Here is a 22,708-nt window from a genome sequence, read left to right on the forward strand (position 1 = left end):
ATAAGTGTCATATAAAATGACATAAGGCATATACATAAGGAGAATACCGATGAACGGTAAAAAAACCTTTACCATTGCAGATGTGCTGGAACGTCCCGTATTCCGACGGGCCAAGCTGGCAGCCGGGGAGCAGGGCACGAGTCACCGGGTCGGCTGGGTCCATGTGCTGGAAATCACAAATGTAACCCCCTTTGTGAGTCGCCATGACCTGATTTTGACGACGGGGCTATGGCTGACCCGGGAAGAGGAGGAACGCGCTGAGTATATGAAGCAGCTAATCCGTTCCGAAGCCTCAGGACTGTGCGTGGAACTGGGTACGAGCATCCATGAGATTCCGCCGGAAATCCTGGAGCTGGCGGAACGGCATCATTTTCCGGTCATCGTATTTGAACAGCCGGTACGCTTTGTTGAGATCACGCAAGATATTCACTCCCTGCTTATTAACCGCCACCACGAACTACTGAAAGATCTGGAGCGCTTCTCGCGCCAGCTTCAGCAGGAGACGCTGCGCAGCACGGATATGAGCGCTCTTTTACGGGTACTTCATGATTATGCTGCCCGGCAGGTCATCTACATGTCTTCCATTGATACCCATCGGTTCGTACCTTCCATCCAGCCTGATGTGGCTGACCGCATTGCGAATTTTTATGCCAATGAGGTGGAATCCAGCATGACGTCTGACCGGGAGGGTCACTTGTTATTCCATCTCAATGAATCCACCGCCGTCTTGTTTCAGCCGGTTGTCTGCTTCGGGCAGGTGTTTTCCGCTGTAGGTATGGTGTTGCATGGCGAAACGCCGACGGAAGAACTGTCGCTGCTGCTGGATTACACAGCCAAGGCAGCAGCTACGCTGGTGCTGAGAACCCAGTTCCTAGAAGACCGCTTGCTACGCAACCAGAATGAACTGATTCAGGATGTGCTGGACGGACAGCTTCCCAGCGAGGAACAGGCTCAGACCCGGATGGGGCTACGTCTGCTGTCCAAGGGACAGTATTTATTTTGGGCCGGGATTATTGAGGTGGAGCATCAGGATAAGGAAGCCAGTCAGGTGCGCAAGGAGTCCATTAACCAGGATATTTTGGTACTGCTCCGTTCTTTGCTGAAAAAGGAGACGCTGCACAACCTGCTCATGATGAAGGGGAACCAGTACTACATTCTTTGCGCCAAGGAGGAATTGACCCTGCGTTCCGCAGCGCAAATGAAGAAAGTGCTTGCCCATACCGTGCAATATATTCAGAATTATGCCGCCGGGCAGCTTGACAAGGTGCGCATTCATGCAGGTTTCGGCAAAGTAAGATACCGGATGACCGGGGCAGGTCGCAGTTTCGAGGAGGCTTACCAGGTTATTGAAGTGGCGCGAAGCGTTCCGGCCATGATAGATCGGCTTTTTTACGACAGTATCGGAATCTATCAATTGTTGAAAGCCGTACCCCGCACTCCCTTCTTACAAGAGTTTGTACAGGATCATTTGGGCGGGCTGATTGTGCATGACCGTGAGCACCATATGCAGCTTCTGGATACGCTGGATGCTTATTTTCGATGCCATGGCTCCAAGCGCGACACTGCTGGAATCCTGTACATACACAGGCAGACGCTCTACAATCGGCTGGACAAAATTAACGAGATCATAGGAGGGAATATGGCAGACCCGGATAAACGTCGTTGTTTGGAGATGGCACTGCTGGCTCACCGGATGCTACAGGCCGAAAAATGATCCTAAATGACTACTTCTATTTTCCAAACTACTCATTTACAATGCGTGTCAACACTGAGATAATAGAAGAGATAACGGAAATATCTTTGAAAGGGGATTAATATGAATATAAAAAAATGGATTGCCGTCCCTCTTATTCTGCTAATGGTAGCTTTGACGGGTTGCCAGGCAGTAGGCGGATTTGATGTAAGTAAAAATCTTTTGGGCACACTTGATGTGAAATCCCAGCAGTCAACGGAGAAGATATCTCTTAAATTGACTCCAAAAGCAGGCATTACGCAAGGAGACCAGGAAATTGTTGATTTAATCAATTCCATTTCCGTAACAGTGGATGAGGCCAAGGTACAATCGGAGGAACTCGCTTCCGCCAAGGGTACATTGCACATCGACAAGTATAATTTGCCGTTTGAACTTGCTTTGGACCGCCAAGGTATGGCTATTCAACTGGAAGGTGCCAAAAAACCTTATTACATATCTTTGAACTCGCAGGGGAGCTTGAGCAGTCTGCCTGCCGGATTTGATCCTTATGTATATTCCAAAGATGTAAGAGATCTGACGAAAACTGCCGCAGCACTTGTACTCAAGCATGCTCCTAACCCTTCGACGATCTCTGCAACGTCTGTAACCGAAGAAGTTTATGGTGAGAAGGACAAAGTGAAGCTGACCCGCTTGCATGCGGAACTTCGTGGCGATGAGCTGGTTGCATTGGTAAAACCATTCCTGACCAATCTGGCCAAGGACGAGGCAGGCTTGAAAGAACTGATCGGGCAAGCGATTGATTTTACTAAAAATATCGCTTCCAGCATGAATATTGATGGTACTGATCAAGTCACAAGCCAACTGAACACGAACAAGGAAAAACTGGTCAATGAGGCTTATACCGAGGTTAAAAAGTATTTGGATCTGGCCGTTGCTCAATATGATGTAGGCGTAAGCACTTTATATGCACAGTCTCCTGAAATTAAAACGGTTCTGAGTTCCAATACGGTTCTGAAAACCGATATGTATTTTGATGAAAAAGGAAATGTTCGCAAATCAGTAGCAGACCTGACGGTTGCTTTGCCAGAAGTAGATAGTATTCCAGTGAAGTCCTTCTCGATTGTTACGGAAGTTCAATCCTGGAACGTAAACGGTAGTGTAACAGCCGACAAGGTAGATATCTCCAATGGTGTAATCGACCTGAATAAACAGGCTGAATTAACACCAGGAGCAACGCTTCGAAATTTTGAAGCGAACTCTCCGATCTACAATATTTTAAAAAATGATTTGGAAATTACAAAGGTAGAAACTACTTTCGATCCGAAAGACGATTACTATGTACTGGTGAATCGTGGAGGTACCGCCTTCATCCCGCTGCGTGAATTGACGTACGAACTGGGTTCCGAATTAAAATGGGATGCATCTGCCAAGCAAATTACAGTTGTGGATGATATTACAGGTAAGACCATCAAGCTGAAAAGCGGCTCCAAACAGGCTGTACTGGAAGGAAGCACATTAACGCTGCCACAAGCACCATATACGGATGAATATGGTACGCTGTATGTTCCTTTCAAATCGGTTGCCGAAGCATTGGGTGCTACAGTAACCCGTAACAGTAATGGTGAGTATGTGTTGAAACGCGACTAAAAAGACATTCCACATATCTGTGTCCAACTGCACCGCTGGTGCATGGAATATGTAGGTATAGACACAGGAACCGGCCCGTTCAAGGGTCGGTTCTTTTTTTGCATATCCTTACGAATCTAATCTATCTTAAAACAAGGAAGCATTCTCACAGAAACGATTTAAATAAGCGATTATAGATTAAAATAGTACCCTATTATTGCACAGGGAAAATTGAGATAATTATATTGTTGTTGCGCCAAATATATATTTGCGGCCAGGCAATCACGGTGGAAATAACCTACAATAGGGGGATATAACGATGAAAGATATGGAATTGCTGAATTCTAGCGAGGGACAAATTGTACTTGCTCGAATGTACGGCCAACAGCAGGTTGCAGAGCAAACGATGCGATATCAATCACTTCTACAGGCGTACCGGGAGCACTTCGGCGTCGGGGATATTGAATGGTTTAGTGCTCCGGGTAGATGCGAAATTGGAGGGAATCATACAGACCACAATCACGGGAAGGTGCTGGCAGGCAGTATTACACTTGATACCATTGCTGTAGCTGCTAAAGTGGAGGAGCCTGTAATTACGTTCTTTTCCGAAGGCTACAAAACGAAATACGTCATTGATTTAAATGACTTGTCACCACAACCGGAGGATGATGGTACGATGCTTCTGGTTCGCGGCATTGCGGCTGGTTTGCTCGAATTCGGATATCGCATCGGAGGATTCCAAGCTTATATATCAAGCAATGTGTTCTCTGCTTCAGGATTAAGCTCTTCTGCTTCATTTGAAATGTTGATATGTACGATCATCAGTCATTTTTATAATGAGGGAGCGTTGGATGCTGTCGCCAAATCCAAAATCGGCCAGTATGCCGAAAATGGCTACTGGAACAAGCCGTCGGGTCTGCTTGACCAAATGGCTTGCGCATATGGGGGGCTGGTTGCCATTGATTTTGAAAACCCCGAGGAACCGATCATCAATCCAGTCCACTGGGATTTTCAACAGAATGGATATTCCCTGGTTATCGTTAATACAGGCGGAAATCATGCTGATTTAACGGAGGATTACGCGGCGGTGCCCAACGAAATGCGTGCAGTGGCTCAGTCCTTAGGTGCTTCTGTTTGCCGTGACTTATCGCCGGGGGATCTGTATGCCAACCTCAAAATGGTCAGGGAAAAAGCAGGAGATCGTGCAGTGCTGCGTGCGTTGCATTTTTTTGAAGAAAATAGACGTGTGGATGAACAGGTGAAATCGCTGGAGGAGGGACGTTTTTCTGAATTCTTGAAGCTAGTCAACGAATCCGGTAATTCTTCATGGAAATGGCTTCAAAACGTATATAGAAGTGGGATTGACCGGGAACAGGACGTATCTGTTGCGCTTGCATTAACGGAAATGTATTTGCAATCCATAGATAACAGCGCATGCAGGGTACATGGTGGTGGCTTTGCTGGAGTCATCTTAACGATCCTTCCCAATGATCGAGTTGATGATTATAAGACGTGGATCGGCGGAATGCTGGGAACTCCGGTACTTGTTGTCAACGTCCGTGAGCAGGGTGCCGTTAATGTAAGTGATTTGATTCATGCGGCAACGAAGGATTGAAAATGAAGCCAGAGTTGGACGGATCTCAGGAGTTATTGTGAATTGAATATACTAGACCGTTGAAGGCTTTAACCTCTGGGTTAAAGTCTTCGTTCTTTTTGAACGATGCAGTCCAGGCTTACGATATAATAGAACATGGAAGTTCTAACGAAGGAGGGCCTATTCATGGCTATGTACCCGTCCTGGTCCTATTCGCAATCGAGGGCCCAAACGTTCGATGAATGCCTACGCAAATATTATTATCATTATTACGGCTCGCATAACGGCTGGAACCTTGCACAGGGCAGTGAAGAGCAGGTTGCGTTGTATCGGCTCAAGCAGCTGAGCAACTTATATATTTTATTTGGGAATATTACGCATCAAATGTGTGAATCGGTCATACGTGGTTGGATGGAAAAAGGCGCTGTTCCACGTCCGGCGTACTTGGAGACAGCGATGAAGAACATGCTGAATGACAGCTACAAGGAATCGCTGCAACAACGTGAGCTATGGCAGCAAGACCCCAAAAATCGCATCATGCTCGCTGAAATTTATTATGATGACGAAGTGCTGGCGGAACGCATTGCCCGCATTAAGGAGCGACAGCATGTGGTGGTACACAATTTGTACCGTACTGCCGTTTGGCGTGAGTTGCAGCAGGGTGAGGCCCGAATTGTCGAGGTGGAGAAGTGGGATACGATGCTGCTTCATGAGACGAAGGTCTATGTCAAAATGGATTTGCTCTACCGCAGAGGTAATGGAGACATGGTTATCGTAGACTGGAAGACAGGCAAGGAAGGCGACTTCTCCGACCAGTTATTTTTGTATGCTTCCTATGTGCAGGAGCATTACCAGCTTCCCTTGGAGAAGATCGAGGTGCGCGTGGAGTATTTGATGACCGGAGAGCATGAAGTGTATCATCCCACGCAGGAGGATATCGACAAGGTGGTTGCCAATGTCGGGCGATATATCGAGGAAATGAAGTCCTGTCTCGATGACGATTATTATAATCGGCCGAAACCCGAGTCCTTCTTCACGCCGATGCCATCCCGCAGAGCGTGTGGAGGCTGTAATTTTCGGGAGGTGTGCAAGTACCGCGCGGTATAGGATGGGATTGTGACAGGTGCAACCAATGCGGATGGAGGGATCACATTGAACAAAGGCGACATGATAGGAAAAGGCATGAGTGCTGAGGTTTATGAATGGGGCGATCAGCAGGTTTTAAAGCTCTATTACGATAACTATCAACCTGAATGGGTACGATTTGAAGCCGAGATTAGCGCAGCCGTAAAGGAAGCCGGGGTACCTGCGCCAAGTGTCTACGAGATGTTGGAAGAAGGGGGGCGACATGGACTGCTTTACGAACGAATTCCGGGAGTATCTATGCTTGCTATGATACAAAGCTCTCCGTATAGAATTTTGAGATATGCAAGAGAAATGGCTTGGCTTCATTGGAGCATTCATCGCTGTTCAACGACCAAGCTTCCTCGCCAAAAAGACAGATTGGAGCAAGCAATAAATGACTCCAAAGAATTATTGGGAGAGAAAACAAAGCTGATTTGTGAATTTATGGACACTTTACCAACTGGTAATTGGGTTTGTCATGGTGATTTTCACCCCGACAATATCTTAATGACGAATCATCAATCAATCGCAATTGATTGGACAAACGCAAGTATAGGAGACCCGATGTGCGATGTAGCAAGAACCTCGTTAATGTTGCTTTCTCCGTTTAATCCACCAGGGACACCAAGAACGATGGAGCCTTTATTGTGTCTATTTAAAAGAACACTAAACAGAGCTTACCTGAATGAATATTGCAGAAGCTCCAATATAAAAGCTGATAGCATGAATAGCTGGATATTACCTGTAGCGGCTGCCAGGTTACAAGAGGGGATTCCTGGTGAGCAAGAGTGGCTGCTGCATCTGATTAATCATCGGCTCCAAAACATGTAGGTACGCCTATACAATCTAGCCCGTATCATTACGACAAGCCAGCCTAAACGTGTATGGCAAATCTATAATTCTCCCAAGTTTTGAAACCGCTTTCTTATTTGGAGAATACAAGGTATGATAAGGGTATTATTGGAAATTTAGAAGGAGGATATAAGGAAGATGACGAGTACAGGCCGCACACGTATTCTTTTTCAGGGGGATTCCATAACAGATGGAGGAAGAGGACGGAATGAGGACGCGAACCATTGGCTGGGCCAGAGCTATGTGTATCTGATCGCAGGTAAACTGGGGAGTCGATTGACTGCTACGCAGCCAGAATTTGTGAATCGTGGGATTTCGGGGGATCGGGTTTCGGATTTGTATGCGCGCTGGAATGAGGATACGTTTAGCCTCAAGCCGGATCTGCTCAGTATTCTGATCGGCGTGAACGATGCCTGGCGGATCGTGGAGCAGGAGCCGTCCGGGGTGACGGACCGATTTGAACGAGCCTATCGCCATGTTTTGGAGGAAACGCGTGAAGTGCTGCCCGATATTGGGCTGGTGCTGTGTGAGCCATTTATTTTGAAAACGGGAGCTACGGAGGCACGATGGGACATTTGGCAGGAAAAAATAACAGGTTATCAGCAGCTTACGCGTCAGCTTGCGGACGAATTTGGGGCTGTATTTGTGCCGCTCCAAAGCGTGCTGAACGAGGCAGCTACCAAGGCGGACGCCTCCTATTGGCTGCATGACGGGGTTCATCCCACAGCGGTTGGGCACCAGTTGATAGCTGATCAATGGATAGGTATCGTGCAAAAGAGTCCGCTGGCGATTCGCTAACTTGGTCAACCATAGTCTACTCCTTGTCATTTTTGGGTAATACACGATTATGGACATAATGACTTATAGGAACTGTCCATCCAAAAATGAACGTCATAAGGGAGCTTCTTGCTTAGTATGGCGAGGCAAGAGAGGGCTGTGGAAACTGTGAATATCATACTGGTCATTTTACTGATTGCGTTAACTGCGTTTTTCGTTGCATCCGAGTATTCCATTATTCGCGTGCGGGTATCCCGTATCAATCAGCTTGCATCCGAAGGGAATAAAAATGCCAAAGCTGTCAAAAATATTTTGTCCCGACTGGATGAGTATTTATCTGCTTGTCAGCTAGGGACCACGTTAACCTCGATGGCGTTAGGCTGGCTCGGGGAGTCTACCGTTGAAAAGCTGCTGCATCCGCTATTTGTGCTGGCGCATATTCCGGCCGGACTCACGGGAGTATTATCCTTTTTGCTGGCTTTTCTGATTTTGACGTATTTCGAGGTGGTTATCGGGGAGCTGGTGCCCAAAACATTCGCCATACAGATTGCGGAGCCGATGGCCTTGTTTTTTGCCCGTCCCATTACGATCTTCTATAAAATGACGTATCCGCTGAACTGGGTACTCAGTCGTTCCTCGCGTGTCATTACGGGATTGTTCGGGCTGAAAAAGGTTTCCGAGGAAGATGCGGCTCTCAGTGAGGCAGAGCTGCGTTTGGCATTATCCGAGGGATATCGCAGTGGTGAAATTACACCGACAGAATACCGCTATTTGAACAATGTATTTGATTTTGACGACCGTGCGGCGCAAGAGATTATGGTACCGCGTATTCACATCCGCTCTATTTCTCATCTGGCAACGGTGGCAGAGTTTATGGAGCTGATCGAAGACAAGATCTATAATTTTCTGCCTGTAGCCGAAAACGGGGATCGGGATCGTATCATCGGGATGATCCGCGTGAAGGAAGCGCTGCATGATTTGGCCCGAGGCCACAGCACAGGGAATACCACGATGGCCTCCTATATTCATCCAGTGCTTCAGGTGATTGAAACCATTCAGGCCCGGGACCTGCTGATTCAGATGCAAAAGCGGCGTATTCCCGTAGCGGTTCTGGTGGACGAGTATGGCGGTACATCCGGGTTGGTCACGCTGGAGGATATTATGGAGGAGATTGTAGGGGACATTCCTTCCTATACCGACACCGAGACCCCTGCGGCGCTAACCCCTCTCATTACAAAAACAGACGATCATCGTTACATACTCAAATCGCAAGCGCTCATTCATGAAGTCAATCGGCGTTTGGAGACGGATATCGAGGCCAGAGACGTATATACGATTGGCGGCTGGATGCTTTCAGAGCATTTTGATATCCGACAGGGAGAGAGTATGACCATAGGCTCATGGGAGTTTACCGTACTGGAAAAAAACAGTCACCAAATAGACACAATTGAAGCGGCCAAAAAAATAGCTGGTGAACAGGAAAATGACAATAATTCCGAATGATGGAATGATTGAACCCCTGCAAATCAATGGTTTAATTTGTGACGAATGGCCAGTAAAGCAAGCAGCAGCGCGGTTCGTCCATTTTTTTGATGCCCGTTGATGCTCGGTGCATGTTATTTTGGCTGTTAAGGTGGAGGGTCTAAAGTCTCTCTATCTTTATGCTCATAAAAAAGGTTGTCTGTGAAAAATACCACTAGAATTGTAGTAATTATATGGTAAAATGGAATCAAATTCGAGTTTTTTGGGGTGGGCTACATTACATGAAAATGTCACTAGGTACGAAAATGGTTGCTGCATTTGTCGCTATTTCTGCAATAACCTATGGAACAAGTGCTTTTTTTATTTTTGCACTCAAGGACTGGCTTGCTCAAGGCACGCAGGAATGGCTGTATATCTCAATCATTTTGCTATTGGGTGTTCTGTGGAGTGGCATTTTGGGGTGGTTGATCTCTAAACTCCTCACTCGTCCGATTGTTAGACTGGCAAAGGCGGCAGAGGAAGCCTCGGCAGGGAATCTGTCCGTAGTCATTCCTGAGCGTCGTTCAGATGATGAAATCAAGGTGCTTTATGATGCATTCCGGCGTATGATGCTAAACATCAAGGATATGTTTAACGAGATATCGTACAGCTCAAGAGCGACTTCGCAAAACGCGGAAAACCTTAGTTCGGCTATTGTACAGGCTACCACACAGATTGAGTCCATGACTTCGGTGGTGGAGGATATTTTGGAAGGCGTAGAGCAGCAAAGGGATGCGTCTGTCCAATCTATTGAAACAGCGGATCGAATGCTGGGTGATTTTAAAATGATGCGCAGCAAGTCGGGCCATATGCTGGAGCTGTCAGGCCATATGGAGCATTCGGTCGATTCGACTCAGACGGTATTTTCATCCCTGATGGAGGGAATGGGGGAGCTGACTGCTTCTCATGGCCGTTCGCAGCAGGTCATTGCACGACTGGAAAAGGAAGCTTCACAAATTGAAGCGATTACAAGCACTGTCAAGGATATCGCAGAACAAACTCATTTGCTGGCGCTGAACGCCTCCATTGAAGCCGCACGTGCCGGAGAAGAAGGTAACGGGTTTGCCGTAGTCGCTCACCAGATTCGCGCGTTGGCTTCACAAAGCACAGAATCGGTGCAGCAAATCAATGCCATCGTTAGCCGTGTGCAGTCGCAAATTGTGGAAACGGTACAATTAATGCACCAGCAAACATCACTGGTCAGCGCTGAGGCGGAACGGACAAGCTCGGTGGATCAGACGTTGAGTCGTTTGAACTCGATTGTGCGTGAATTTGTCGAAGGTATTCGCTTAATGGAAGAAGCTGTAACGGAGCAGACGAATCGGGTAGATCAAACCTTTGAGCAGATCAATCGTATTCAGCAAATGTCAGGGGCATTCTCGGAAGGTGCACACAAGATTTATACAGCCGCTCATGAGGAAACGGCTATTATGCAGGAAATTTCGTCTTCTTCCGAGGATTTGAAAGTGCTTACGAACAAGCTCATGATGAAAACTCGTGGAATGCAGCTGTAGAACGTGACGTGTCAGAAAAAGCAAATATAGCCGTTACACACCGGAAAACGAAGCAAAATGGTTCTCCGGTGTGTAACGGTTATTTTTTAATTTCAAAAAACTCACATTGTTTTCTGGGATGGTAGGCCAGATCACTGACACTGGATTGCACGACGATGGTTTGATCGTCAAAACGGATAATGACTCCGCCCGAACCAATCAACTGGTCATCCTGAAAAATGCGGACACGAAGATGTCGTTCCAACGCCTCGGTGAAGTCCTGATCTGTGATCAAACGGCGATTAATGGGCATGAGGGTCTCCTTTGAATATGATATCTTATATCATAAAGGTGAGGTATCGAACAAGCAAGAAAGAGAAAAAGGATAGAAGGGGGCTTTCTATGGACAAGCCGTGGTCATGGTCCTGGTTCGATGCCACTGCGCCGGAAGGATTCGAGGCTTTTACTTCCTCACATGTGCTGGCTGTACTAGGGCTTATTTTATGTGCTTTACTGCTTTGGCTGACTCGGGGCCTGATTCAGTCGCATAAGCTGTTAAGTGAGGGGATTCGCTGGCTCCTGGTTACCATACTCATTCTGTCAGAGGTAACTCTGAATATTTGGTATGTGACCCAGCACATTTGGAATGCTGAGACGTCATTGCCGCTGGAGCTGTGCAGTGTGACGCTGCTGCTATCGATTGTGATGTTGATTTTCCGCAGTCGCTGGCTGTATCCGATCATACTTTTTGCCGGAATTGGAGGAGCGCTTCAAGCGGTACTCACGCCTAATTTGGCATACGCTTTTCCGCACTATCGTTTTATTCATTTTTTTGTGGCTCATAGTGCTATTATATGGGCTGCCTTGTACATGACATGGATCGAAGGGCTGAAGCCGACGTGGAAGGGCGTTGGGGGAGCGATGCTTTTCCTCAATGGCTTGGCGCTGATCGTTTGGCCCGTAGATGATGTACTCGGAGCAAACTATATGTTTCTTGCCGGAAAGCCGTCAACACCGTCGATATTGGATGTTTTGGGACCGTATCCGCTGTATATTCTGGCAGAAGAGGTCATTGCACTGTTATTCTTTTCTCTTATGATGTTGCTGTTCGAGGTGCTGCCTGGAGGCAGGCTGTATGCCCGCTTTCGCAAAGGAGCTGTGCACAGAGCTTAACATCTTGGGGAAGATCATAGCACGGAGAAAACACTGCGTTGAGGGGCCAGTGATTTCCTCCTCATCCGCACATAAGCTATCCTGACTCGTTATTCCAATACCTCTGATTGATGATGGTGAAACAGTATGTGCTGCATTTCTGTCTGTAAGTCTGCATTTCACGGAATTTGCGAAGTATGGTAACATAGGCGAACCAGCAGGAGCATATAGCGAAGAAGACGGGTAACGGAGGTGGATTCAATTGAGCTATAACAGAAATGACGGGATACAACCAACAGAATCTATAGCACTGACCGGAAAAATAAAGCCGTGGGCGTTGAGCGGCCCCAGTATTCAAATAGATCCGTTATTTCCCTACTATACGAACCGTTCGCGGGACAGTATGGCCGATGAAATCGCCCTTGCAGGCTACCGGACCGTTCATTATTTTGTTGTGCGTGAAAATGAAGTAGATGGGGCGCTCGTTGCCGCCTTTCAACGCAGGGGAATCGCGGTATGGGCGATGGTGCTTGGCAATGGCTCCTTCGGAGTGTCACAGCTGCCGCCAGAGTGGAAGGGATGGCGCATGGAACTGCTGCGCGAACCGAATGACGGGTTTCAGCGGCTTTCGCATTTTGCGCAGGAATATGTAGAGTGGAAAAAGAAAGCCGCTGCCCGGCTGGTCACCGACATTCCGTTTGACGGGTTTGAGGTGGCGGAGCCTTATTTCCCCGAATGGAACGGGCTGCGCAGTGGTGTGTACGGGGATATTGGGCCGCATGCCCGGCGGGCCTTCCGGGAGCGCAGCGGCGAGGACATTCCGGATTTCCGCGACAAGCATACGCGGAATTACTACCGGAAGGTCCCCGAGCTGTACGCTCAGTGGGTCGATCTGCGCGTGGACGCCGTGAACGCGCTGATCGGCGAGCTGGTGAACGGCGCAGGCGGCGTGCGTGATGTCCGGCCGGACATCTGCGTGGCGACGTGGTCGCTGGCCGTGAACGGACGCGGCGATGTCCCCGGCCAGCTACGGGAATGGCAGGGTCTGGACGCGGTAGCGATGATCGGGTGCGTAGCCCCGGATATGCATGTGCTCCAGACCCATTGGCCGGACTGGATGCGCCGCCGCCTGCCGCCGCATTATATTGGCGGCTACGCCCGCATAGCGCAGGCGGTACGCGCCGCTTATCCGAATCTGCCCCTCGGGGTGCAGGCGGATATTGGTTCACTCGCGAGTATGGTTCGGGACCGCGAATGGACTCGGCAGTTCGGGGCTACCGCCCTGGAGGGCGGTTATGACGCCTGGACCGCCTATGAATACCATCTGGGCGGCTATATGTACGATGAGCCGCCCATCCCGCTCCGTGCGGAAAGATCGACCGCAGATGAGGTAGTCGTTTCTTTTAGCAAGCGGATTGCCGCGCCGTCTGTGAATGAGCTGCGTGTCTGGAGCCGGGAGAGTTCGACTGGTGCAACGGGTGATCTGATTCGCACAGGCGGGAACGATTCATTGAGGCCATTAGAGCTTGTGGATGCAGCGGCAGACGGTAACCATCTACTGCTACGTATATGTAATTTGCCGCCGAGGGCGTTCAGCCTGAGACTTGAAGGGGTACAGGATACACCGGAGCTATGGCTGCTCAAGGGAAGGAAGGCACACCGCAATCTGCCGGAGCATGAAGTGCAAGTTCTTTAAAATTTGGGTAATAACAAGTAACAGTTGTATAAAACCCGCTCATTTGCCGCAGCATTTTTGAATAATATATCTATAGAGTAATAACATATGTTCAAGAAATAAAATGTAGTGGAGTGAACAAGAGTATGTGGGATTGGGATTATTTGATTCGCGTTATGTTCGCTGGCTTGTGCGGCGCGTTAATCGGCTATGAACGCAAAAGTCGGATGAAGGAGGCGGGCATTCGCACGCATTTCATTGTCGGTATCGGCGCGTCGCTCATGATGGTAGTATCCAAATACGGTTTTCAGGATCAAACAGCTTGGTCGAACCTGTCGCTGGACCCTTCCAGAATAGCGGCACAGGTCATTAGCGGCGTCGGATTTATCGGCGCAGGGATGATTTTCACACAAAAAAATAGAATCAAAGGTCTGACCACTGCCGCAGGTATTTGGACTACCGCCGGGATTGGTATTGCTGTGGGTGCTGGTATGTACGGGCTTGGCGCAGGGGTAACCCTTTTTATTTTGGCAGCACAGTCTTTGCTCCATAGCCGTTTTTATCAGCTTGCTACTCCGTCTACGCGGCAAGTGATTATCCAGGTCGAAAATGAGCCGGGCGTACTGAATCGGATTAAAGAACTGCTGGAGCACAAGAAGCTGACTATTCACAGCTTTCACGCCGAGCGCATCAATAACGGCGAGCAGTTGATTATTCATATGGTTTTAAAGCTGTCCCGGTCAGAGGGGACGGAGGAGCTGTTGTCGCTGCTTCAAGAGATGGAGGGTATTCGTTCGGTAGAGACCAAATCCAATTAAACGGCTAACCGTGAAAAAGCTAAAAATAATGATTGAAAACGCTTCCTTTAGTGTATATACTCTTACTACATCACAGAGGCAGCAGCCAAATAAACGTTATAATGGAACACGATAAGCATCTTTTGTAGAACACATAAAACGACCCTATGCATACGCACAGGGTCGATATGATCTTACTTCACTTTGATTGGAGCAGGGTATTTCTTACCCAGCGTGTCCACAGTTACTTTTTTCATCGTAGCTGGCTTGATGGGTTTATCATTGCTGTCACGCTTGGAGTTCACGATGGCATCTACGACATCCAATCCAGACGTTACCTTGCCGAAAGCAGCGTATTGACCGTCAAGGTAATCCGCATCGGCAACCATGATGAAAAATTGCGATCCGGCTGAATCTAGATCCGCTGAGCGGGCCATGGATAGTACGCCGCGCGTGTGCTTGAGCGTATTGTTGACACCGTTGCTCTTGAACTCGCCTTTGATGCTGTAGCCGGGGCCGCCTGTACCGTTACCCTGCGGATCGCCACCCTGAATCATGAAGCCGGGGATGACACGATGGAAGATCGTACCGTTGTAAGCGCCCTTTTGCACCAGGGAAATGAAATTGTTAACGGTATTCGGTGCTACTTCCGGGTACAGCTCAAGTTTAATCTTTTTACCGTCGTTCATGACAATCGTGACGACAGGATGGGAAACAGGTTTGCTTTTGTCTTTAGTCGCGGCAGGGGTTGTACTGCTTGTCCGGCTTGCGGCTTCTACATCAGTCGCTTTTGTGCCACATCCAGCAACCAGCACGAGCATAGTGGCCAGCAGGCATAGCATATACCAGGGACGTATCTTTTTTCGGATCATTTGTATTCCTCCTGAAGGGTTAGATGTGTAAAATTCTAAATTATAGTTTGGGGCAGCGCAGAGCACTTTTCCATTTTCTATCATACCTTTTTTTGTGGGGATAAGGAAATACGGGTTTGAATTCCGTATTCTTGGCCCATACTGCTGCTATTCCCAAGGAAAGGGGCAGAATCATGGTGGAGGTAGACAAAAAGCTGGCTAAAGGTCTCATATGGGGTATGGCGTTCAGTCTGCCGGTTTGGGTAGGGGTGCTATATTCGGTACAACACATCCGTGACTGGCTATAATATAATCAAGCGTGGAGATAGGCCAAAACCGGGATGGTTTTGGCTTATTTATATTTGTGCCAGTCCAGATTGCTGTTATTCAGCAGATGCTCGAAGTTGTTGTCCAGCTTCTTCTGTTCTGCTTTTTTTGCTTCGAGGGCACGCTGCCGTTCGTCTTCCTTACGTTTATCCTGCTCTGCCTGGGCTTCATTGGCCTGAGCCTTGAGCTTATTCAGCACGTCCTGACTCAACAGATCCTTTAACGTTGCAGGTTTGTCCTGAGCCGCAGGAGTGGGGGAAGACGAATTTCTTTTTTTAGCCATGTCATCAACTCCATTCCATTCGATTATATCAGCTTCTGCATGGTTGTTCCACGGCTGAAGAGTGAGGTTTGCTGTGGACTTTTCTAATTTAGAGGTTAATAATGGAATAAGGAGAAGGGACGTGTAGCATCATGCATCTATATTGGAAGCGAAACCTGGTCGTTTTGTGGATCGGTGTGTTTTTTTGCAGCATGGCCTATTCCGTTTCCATTCCGTTTTTACCTATTTTTCTGAATACGGAAATGGGTGTGACCGATCATCTGGAGCTGTGGGCGGGGATCGCCTTTGGGGTTACCTTTTTAGCGAGTGCGCTGATTGCCCCGTTTTGGGGTTCGCTCGCAGATAAGTACGGACGGAAGCCGATGCTGATTCGTTCAGGCTTTAGTCTGGCGGTATTGTATTTGATATGTGCCTTTGTGACTGATCCGTATGTGTTCGTAGGGGTACGGCTGTTTCAGGGCCTGCTCTCCGGGTTTATTCCTGCTGCCATCGCATTGGTCGGAACGGGCTCGCCTGAGGATAAAACGGGTTATGCACTCGGCATTATGGCAACCTCCGGGGCGACGGGAAGTATCATAGGTCCGTTGATTGGCGGCGTGGTAAGTCATTATTACGGCAACCGGAATGCCTTTTTATTCTCTGCGGGACTTGTGCTGGTCTCGGCGCTAATTGCGACCTTTGCCGCTAGAGAGGACAACTTCAAAGGAACCCGTACACGCTCGCATGTCCGTGATGATATCAAGGAGGCCATTGCTAATCGGCCTTTGTACTTTCTGCTTATACTGGCTGGATTGAGTACCTTTTCCGTCATGATCTTGGAGCCATTGATTACGGTATATGTTCTGGAAATGGGAATTGATCGTAGTCGAGCCTCTTTAAGCTCTGGAATTGTATTCTCTGCCGTAGGCATTGCAGCGGTGTTAATGGCTCCCCGATGGGGGCGGATTGGTGGACGGATTGGATTTGCACAAGTACTGCTGATCGGGCTGATTGGCTCGGGAGTGGGCAATATTTTGCAATATTATGTATCGAATTTTATCGGCTTTGGTGCGCTGCGATTTGGGTACGGATTGTTTTATGCTTCCGTCGTCCCGGCTATCAATGCAATGACTGTTGAGGTCACCAAACCGGAGTTTCGCGGGCGAGCCTTTAGCTTGAATCAGTCGGCGACACAACTGGCGATGATGGCAGGGCCGCTCATTGGCGGCTTGCTCGGTAGCTGGATGCCGATCCGCTGGATCTTTGTGTTAAACGGTGGAATGCTGCTGGTTGCGGCGTTGCTGCTATGGGTGAAGGGAAGGGGAGTTTTCCACGCCTCTGCCCCAAATAACGCAACGGATCGGGATGTTCGTCCTGCCGGATAGATGGAGTATAGACAACTGTTCGATGTGCATAACAAGTTTTGTTTCAAAATAGATAATTATCCCAAACCTTTACTTTTAGTAAACTTATTCATAACCCTCTAAACTAAGGATACGACAAGGAGGGTTATATAATGATAAGGGACGACATTTTGCGACAACGGTTGGAGAGAGCTCGACAAAAGCTGTATATTTTGCAAGCAAAACATGGCTTCAGTCACGCCAGCGTGCTTAGACAATCTATGATTCTGGACAAGCTCATTAATCAATATAACCGCCTTTTTTATGTGAGGATTTTGCAAAATCCTGAGGTAAAAGAAAAAAAGCCGACTGCATGAATGCAACTGACCCGGGCGAGAAACATGATAAGGTCACTCGCCCTTTTATTGTAGCACCAGGATACATAATAATACTTCCCCGTTCTATTTGCTGCTTGGTTGCTGTGCACTGAGTAGGACACCTAGGATAACGACCAGGCCGCCAATAATTTGTCGCCACGAAATGGTTTCCTGCAACAATAGAACAGAGAATAATACCCCGAATATAGGTACCAAGTTCATTAATGAAACGGAACTGCTTGGTGATAGCTTGATTAATCCGTAATTGTAAAGCAAAAATGCGATAACGGAACAGAATACGCCCAGATATACTAACAGCATAAACGATCCCGTTGTCGGAGCTTGCCAGCTATCTTTTTCAATGAGTGCCAGAGGTATAAAGAAGATACTGCCTGCTACAGTTTGATAAAAAGATAAAGTCACGGGCGGGTATTTGTCCACAACCTTGCGCGTCATGAAAGTATAAAATGCCCACGCAAAACCAGTTCCAATCAATATTAAATTTCCGATCAGTTCATTCTTTCCATTCGAGCTTCCGCCTACCGAGGTCAAAAAATATACCCCGATCATAGCCAGTGCAATGCCGATAATTTTATATTTGGACAGCTTCACTTTATATATCATGAGTTCAAGCAACGATGTGATCGCTGGATAGGAGGCGACAATCAATGCTGCGTTGGAAGCTGTAGTCAGGCTTACTCCTATATTCTCCATTGAAAAATAAAGAGTGATTCCCAAAACACCGCTAAATGCAATAATCGCTAAATCCTTTGGCTTAATTTTGACAAATTCCTTTCTTATAAGCAAAACAATCCCTAAGACAACAGAGGCTATCATAAATCTGGTTAGTCCCAACGTAAGAGGGGGGAACGTAGTATACGCCGCTTTTGTGGCAATAAACGATGTGCTCCAAATCAGCAGGGCCAGAATGGTAGCACTGTAATAGATACGGTTGCTGTTGCTGTTGATAGCTATGACTTTGTTCAAGTGAAATCCTCCCTGATATGATCTCATATCAAATGAAATATGAGTAGTTACTTGAGTAGCTACTTTAGTGACTACTAATAAAAAGATAGTGGGTATATCGGTTTTTGTCAAGGGGAAGTGTTATAGTAAGGTTGAACATGAATTTGAGGAGAATGCGTCATGAAACCAAATGTGTTAGAAATTCTGCGGGATCTGAATTTTACGGAATATGAAGCTAAAGCTTATGTGACCTTGTTGGAAAGCTCTCCACTTTCGGGATATGCCGTGTCATTGAATTCCGGCGTGCCAAGATCTAAAATTTATGAGGTATTATTAGGAATGGTTCATCGTGGGGACATAATGGTAAGTCAAGATAATACACCGTTATATGTACCACTCCCGCCCCATGAATTGATTGCCCAGAGAAAACGCAAAGCAGAGCAAATTTTTAATGTAGCGCAAGAGACATTGGAGCAGTATACAGCATCGTCCCAAAACAGAGAGAATATTTGGAATATATCGGGTTATGAAGCCATTATAAGTCGCATACAAGAAGGAATTAAGGGAGCCAAGCACCGTATCTTAATGGAAATTTGGAAAGAGGATGCCGAGGTATTCAGAGCTGCTTTAGAGCAAGTCGCCCGGGAAGGGGTTGAGATTTTCATTGTAGCTTACGGAGATCTTAACTTTGAATTCGCCACCATTTACCACCATGATATGAGTGAGGAGATTACGTCCGAAATTGGTGGACGATGGATTGTACTCAGCGTAGATGATCGGGAGGTTGTGGCTGGTATACTTTCACTCGGGGATGATAGCCGTGCTGCATGGACGATGCATCCGGGGCTTGTGATGCCGATTACGGAAGTGATTATTCATGATGTTTATATTATGGAAATCATGTATGAGTTTCGTGAAGAGTTGGAAGCCAAATTCGGCCCTAATCTTATCCATCTTCGCAATAAATTCGCGATGGGTCCGAATGGCAAAGGATATTATGTCCCTTTACCTGAAAAGAAGGCTTAGACGAATATGCAATGGTCCAAATGCATAAATAAAAGCTCATGGAGTGTGAATTCCATGAGCCTTTTCATTGGGCGTTCCGTCCTTTATTTTACAGTTACAATCACACGTTGGTAATGTTTTAGCTGATGCTTTCCATTGTCTTGTACTTCTGCGATGATATGAATCGTATTTCCAGACTTGGCATCTGCGGGAACTGTAAAGCTTACCGTATTTGTATCGTTGCCTTGCAGGTCAATCGTATTTAATTTCTCGCCCTTGGCGACTTCTCTATGAAGTCCAAGCTGCATGTTACCTATCAATTCAGGCTTCACTTCCGCGGGTTTTACTTTAGAATCTTCATACGTATCGGCTTCAAAATATCTCCACCATTTATAGGTTAATTGATCGCCGTCCGGATCTGATCCTTCTGCATGCAGTGTTATTTTCTCACCGGGACTAGCAGTTATATCTAATCCTTCTTTAATGCTTAAAGTTGGATTATGATTGGCATCTTTATAGTCGGATGCAATCGCCCAATCTGCACGAGCTGCAAAGTCATTTTGAATATCATCAAACCATCTCATCAGAGAATATTCCGCTTCAAATTTTTTCGTATACACATCATAGTCTAACACGGTATTTCTAAATAATTTATCGTTAACCACACCGAAACGACCTCCCCAGCCACCATAGGTTGGGTTTTCCATACTCCGCAGACCGTTATCAATCAGATAGAAGAATGATGGAGAGTCTCCTTCAGAGATAAAATCATATTTATCATATTGTGGATTTTTCTTTAAATAAGCCTCACTGCCTCTTTGTTCTTCAGCCAATTCACCTGGGATCATTTTTCCATCGCCCATCAAAGCGTACATATCGAGCAATTTGCCGTGACCATTTTGGATATTCTTGAAGTTCCAATCCCCGTGTAGCTTGCTGTTGACTTCTTCCGTGTGCATTTTCCAAGCGTATGCAAAATGCCAGAAGTTAGATTGATCATTGATAATTCTGATGTTCGGCCAATTTTTTGCAATGTACTTATTGTAGCTGTCATCCTGATCCAAAATGATATAAAGAACGAGCTTATCGCTCACCTTTTTTTGGATATCAGCCCATTGAGCTGTATTTTTGTATTCGTCCTCTATGGATTTTAAAGCTCTGGCTGTCGTATTTGTGCCACCCCAGGTTTGTACATATAAATCTCTTTTATCATCATCCAGGAAGAGATTTTTAAGGAAATTAGATCCTTCGGTTTCTTTGTCCATCTCACCTTTGTATGAAATATTGCCGATCTTGGTAACGCTTTTAATATATTCAGGCTTTGGATATCCTTCGGCTTGTTTAGTCAGATTAGGGTAAATTTCTCCATAAGCATCGATCATATCCGTTACCCATTGAGTTCCAGTCCATCTGAATGGCTTTATGCCTGCTTTTTCATCACCGGCATAATGGTATACGGAACTGGTCAGTACGATACCGGACAAGTCCATTTCATTGGAATAGAGGAGGAAACGAATAACCGAATTCATATCATCGACTTCTCCATCGGTCGTAATAACGGTTCTAGCCTTCGTCGCTTTAGCTTCTACTTTATTGTCCACTTGTTCTTTGGCCGGAGTAGTTTTTTCATCCTTTGCAACAGCAGGAGCTTTTCCGCCGCTGCAACCACTAATGATCAACATACAAATCATACCTAGTAGGAAAACGTTTAACCATTTTCTTTCTCTCATCTTCTTTTCCCCTTCCTGAACGTACACATGATGTTTTTTAGGATTAAGACTATATACATTGATGGTTTTATATCTAATTTTAGGTATAAAAAAAACCTAAATACATTATGCGCAAAAAGAAATTGAGCATACATGTATCTAGGTTTTGCCTGCATTATCAGTCACAATCCTGACTTAAATATTACATCATAATCCGAGAAAATGAAAGCGATTTATTTCACTTTGAACAAACCGGATTCTTTTACTTCGGACAGGAAATTGTGGAATTCAGGAATATTCAGCTGTTGCTGGGCATCAGACAAAGCGACTGCCGGGTTCGGATGGACTTCTACCATGATCCCGTCAGCTCCGGCAGCAAGTGCAGCCTTGGCACAAGGGGCCAGGATGTCCTTACGTCCTGTGGAGTGGGTCACGTCGACCAGAACAGGCAGATGACTTTCCTTTTTCAAAATCGGCACGGCGGAAATGTCCAGCGTGTTGCGAGTCCATTTCTCATACGTACGAATACCGCGTTCGATCAGCATGACTTGCGTATTACCACGGGAAACGATGTATTCCGCAGCATGAAGGAATTCTTCCATTGTAGCAGCAAGTCCGCGTTTGAGCAGGATCGGAGTTCTTGTTTCGCCGGCAGCTTTAAGCAGCTCGAAGTTATGCATATTACGCGCACCAATTTGAATGATGTCGATGTATTGGATCGCTTCCTCCAAATGTCTTGGGTCGACGATTTCACTGATGGTAGCCAGTCCCAGCTCATCACCTACGCGTTTGAGAATTTGCAGACCCTCAACGCCCAGTCCCTGGAAATCATATGGAGACGTACGTGGCTTGAACGCGCCACCACGAAGAATCGGAACGCCCGCCTCTTTCAGAGCTTCACCGACTTCACGAGTTTGCTGGTAGCTTTCCACCGAGCAGGGACCTGCAACCATAACGGAGGCTTTGCCACCAACAAGCGTGCCCTTAACCTTGATGACTGTGCTATCCGGCTGGTTTTTGCGGCTAACGATCAGATGCTTTTTGTGCTCTTCTTTTTGATAGTTCAGGGAAGCTTTGAAAATATTTTTGAACAGCTGGCGGATCGTAGCGTCGTCGAATGGTCCACGGTTCGCGGCGGTCAGCTTGTCCAGCATTTGTTGCTCGCGCACCGGATCAAAGTCAGGCACCCCTTGAGCTTCCTTTAATTTACCAAGTTGTCCGGCCAGTTCAGCACGCTGCGACAACAGCTCCAGCAATTGCAGGTTGGTAGCATCGAGCTGTTCCCGCAGCAGCTCCAAAGAATTTTCATTTGTCGACATACATAACATCCTTTCCCGAATAAAAATTGTTTTTTCTGTCAATCGATAGACCTTTTTTCAGAAAATAACACAAAAAGGCACTCGCCGCAAGGGACGAATGCCGTGGTACCACCCTAATTACAGAAGTATACATACAAGTCGTCAACGTCATTCTAGCCGACAGTAGCAACTTCTGAGCTTGATGCCCGTAACGGGGGCTTCCGGAAACCTCTAATGCAGATAAGAAAATGAATCTTATGCTGGT

General features: G+C 46.9%; 21 protein-coding genes and 1 other annotated feature (1 of these 22 only partly in view). Of the genes, 15 read left to right on the forward strand and 6 right to left on the reverse strand.

The annotated features are described in order from the left end of the window. Positions 1 to 49 precede the first annotated feature (49 nt). From C1I60_RS10755 to C1I60_RS10790, 8 genes are all read left to right on the forward strand, one after another. Entirely contained in the window at positions 50 to 1,714 is a 1,665-nt protein-coding gene (locus C1I60_RS10755; protein ID WP_137061715.1) for a PucR family transcriptional regulator, read from the forward strand. Between the two features lie 102 nt (positions 1,715 to 1,816). Next, a complete protein-coding gene (locus C1I60_RS10760; RefSeq protein ID WP_137061716.1) occupies positions 1,817 to 3,340 on the forward strand; it encodes a copper amine oxidase N-terminal domain-containing protein in 1,524 nt (507 codons plus the stop codon). Between the two features lie 298 nt (positions 3,341 to 3,638). Then, on the forward strand, positions 3,639 to 4,934 hold the full coding sequence (locus tag C1I60_RS10765) for a galactokinase (protein WP_137061717.1): 1,296 nt from the start codon (positions 3,639 to 3,641) through the stop codon (positions 4,932 to 4,934). Positions 4,935 to 5,099: 165 nt separating this feature from the next. Beyond that, positions 5,100 to 6,020 carry a PD-(D/E)XK nuclease family protein gene (locus C1I60_RS10770; protein ID WP_137061718.1) on the forward strand — a complete coding sequence of 307 codons (921 nt, stop codon included), beginning with the start codon at positions 5,100 to 5,102 and terminating at the stop codon, positions 6,018 to 6,020. A 45-nt stretch (positions 6,021 to 6,065) separates the two neighbouring features. Beyond that, positions 6,066 to 6,869 carry a phosphotransferase family protein gene (locus C1I60_RS10775; RefSeq protein ID WP_137061719.1) on the forward strand — a complete coding sequence of 268 codons (804 nt, stop codon included), beginning with the start codon at positions 6,066 to 6,068 and terminating at the stop codon, positions 6,867 to 6,869. A 159-nt stretch (positions 6,870 to 7,028) separates the two neighbouring features. Beyond that, positions 7,029 to 7,688 (forward strand): SGNH/GDSL hydrolase family protein, encoded by a 660-nt coding sequence (locus C1I60_RS10780; RefSeq protein WP_137061720.1) that lies wholly within the window; start codon positions 7,029 to 7,031, stop codon positions 7,686 to 7,688. Between the two features lie 138 nt (positions 7,689 to 7,826). Then, positions 7,827 to 9,170, forward strand: coding sequence for a hemolysin family protein (locus C1I60_RS10785; protein ID WP_137062240.1), 1,344 nt, complete (start codon positions 7,827 to 7,829; stop codon positions 9,168 to 9,170). Positions 9,171 to 9,430: 260 nt separating this feature from the next. Next, entirely contained in the window at positions 9,431 to 10,702 is a 1,272-nt protein-coding gene (locus C1I60_RS10790; RefSeq protein ID WP_137061721.1) for a methyl-accepting chemotaxis protein, read from the forward strand. A gap of 79 nt (positions 10,703 to 10,781) precedes the next feature. Here the strand turns inward: C1I60_RS10790 and C1I60_RS10795 are convergent, their stop codons facing one another. Then, complete coding sequence (locus C1I60_RS10795; RefSeq protein WP_025686491.1) at positions 10,782 to 10,994, reverse strand: hypothetical protein; 213 nt, start codon at positions 10,992 to 10,994, stop codon at positions 10,782 to 10,784. An 89-nt stretch (positions 10,995 to 11,083) separates the two neighbouring features. On the opposite strand from C1I60_RS10795, the gene C1I60_RS10800 reads away from it, so the two are divergent. From C1I60_RS10800 to C1I60_RS10810, 3 genes are all read left to right on the forward strand, one after another. Further along, complete coding sequence (locus C1I60_RS10800) at positions 11,084 to 11,854, forward strand: YwaF family protein (RefSeq protein ID WP_137061722.1); 771 nt, start codon at positions 11,084 to 11,086, stop codon at positions 11,852 to 11,854. Between the two features lie 241 nt (positions 11,855 to 12,095). Then, positions 12,096 to 13,529 (forward strand): N-acyl-D-glucosamine 2-epimerase, encoded by a 1,434-nt coding sequence (locus C1I60_RS10805; RefSeq protein WP_137061723.1) that lies wholly within the window; start codon positions 12,096 to 12,098, stop codon positions 13,527 to 13,529. 125 nt (positions 13,530 to 13,654) lie between these two features. Next, entirely contained in the window at positions 13,655 to 14,326 is a 672-nt protein-coding gene (locus C1I60_RS10810; RefSeq protein WP_137061724.1) for an MgtC/SapB family protein, read from the forward strand. 173 nt (positions 14,327 to 14,499) lie between these two features. On the opposite strand, the gene C1I60_RS10815 is transcribed toward C1I60_RS10810, so the two are convergent. Next, positions 14,500 to 15,177, reverse strand: a complete 678-nt coding sequence (locus tag C1I60_RS10815) for a peptidylprolyl isomerase (protein ID WP_137061725.1) — start codon at positions 15,175 to 15,177, stop codon at positions 14,500 to 14,502. A 116-nt stretch (positions 15,178 to 15,293) separates the two neighbouring features. Between C1I60_RS10815 and C1I60_RS24460 the strand changes: the two genes are divergently transcribed. After that, complete coding sequence (locus tag C1I60_RS24460; protein ID WP_170970780.1) at positions 15,294 to 15,464, forward strand: hypothetical protein; 171 nt, start codon at positions 15,294 to 15,296, stop codon at positions 15,462 to 15,464. A gap of 44 nt (positions 15,465 to 15,508) precedes the next feature. Here the strand turns inward: C1I60_RS24460 and C1I60_RS10820 are convergent, their stop codons facing one another. After that, positions 15,509 to 15,766, reverse strand: coding sequence for a YqkE family protein (locus C1I60_RS10820; protein WP_137061726.1), 258 nt, complete (start codon positions 15,764 to 15,766; stop codon positions 15,509 to 15,511). Between the two features lie 131 nt (positions 15,767 to 15,897). On the opposite strand from C1I60_RS10820, the gene C1I60_RS10825 reads away from it, so the two are divergent. Next, positions 15,898 to 17,130 carry an MFS transporter gene (locus C1I60_RS10825; RefSeq protein ID WP_137061727.1) on the forward strand — a complete coding sequence of 411 codons (1,233 nt, stop codon included), beginning with the start codon at positions 15,898 to 15,900 and terminating at the stop codon, positions 17,128 to 17,130. A gap of 131 nt (positions 17,131 to 17,261) precedes the next feature. Next, positions 17,262 to 17,465: an aspartyl-phosphate phosphatase Spo0E family protein gene (locus tag C1I60_RS10830; RefSeq protein WP_137061728.1), complete on the forward strand. Its 204-nt coding sequence runs from the start codon at positions 17,262 to 17,264 to the stop codon at positions 17,463 to 17,465. Positions 17,466 to 17,549: 84 nt separating this feature from the next. Here C1I60_RS10830 and C1I60_RS10835 read toward each other — a convergent pair whose 3' ends face one another. Further along, positions 17,550 to 18,452: a DMT family transporter gene (locus C1I60_RS10835; RefSeq protein WP_137061729.1), complete on the reverse strand. Its 903-nt coding sequence runs from the start codon at positions 18,450 to 18,452 to the stop codon at positions 17,550 to 17,552. A gap of 159 nt (positions 18,453 to 18,611) precedes the next feature. Here C1I60_RS10835 and C1I60_RS10840 point away from each other — a divergent pair, with 159 nt between their 5' ends. Next, entirely contained in the window at positions 18,612 to 19,457 is an 846-nt protein-coding gene (locus C1I60_RS10840) for a TrmB family transcriptional regulator (RefSeq protein ID WP_137061730.1), read from the forward strand. An 83-nt stretch (positions 19,458 to 19,540) separates the two neighbouring features. Here the strand turns inward: C1I60_RS10840 and C1I60_RS10845 are convergent, their stop codons facing one another. Beyond that, positions 19,541 to 21,166 carry a DUF1593 domain-containing protein gene (locus C1I60_RS10845; protein ID WP_137061731.1) on the reverse strand — a complete coding sequence of 542 codons (1,626 nt, stop codon included), beginning with the start codon at positions 21,164 to 21,166 and terminating at the stop codon, positions 19,541 to 19,543. A gap of 212 nt (positions 21,167 to 21,378) precedes the next feature. Next, positions 21,379 to 22,464 (reverse strand): bifunctional 3-deoxy-7-phosphoheptulonate synthase/chorismate mutase, encoded by a 1,086-nt coding sequence (locus tag C1I60_RS10850; protein ID WP_137061732.1) that lies wholly within the window; start codon positions 22,462 to 22,464, stop codon positions 21,379 to 21,381. Between the two features lie 86 nt (positions 22,465 to 22,550). Continuing rightward, positions 22,551 to 22,708: a binding site (T-box leader), on the reverse strand (it continues 114 nt past the right edge of the window).

The sequence above is a fragment of the Paenibacillus terrae genome (genome assembly GCF_005217525.1).
Lineage (GTDB): Bacteria > Bacillota > Bacilli > Paenibacillales > Paenibacillaceae > Paenibacillus > Paenibacillus terrae_C.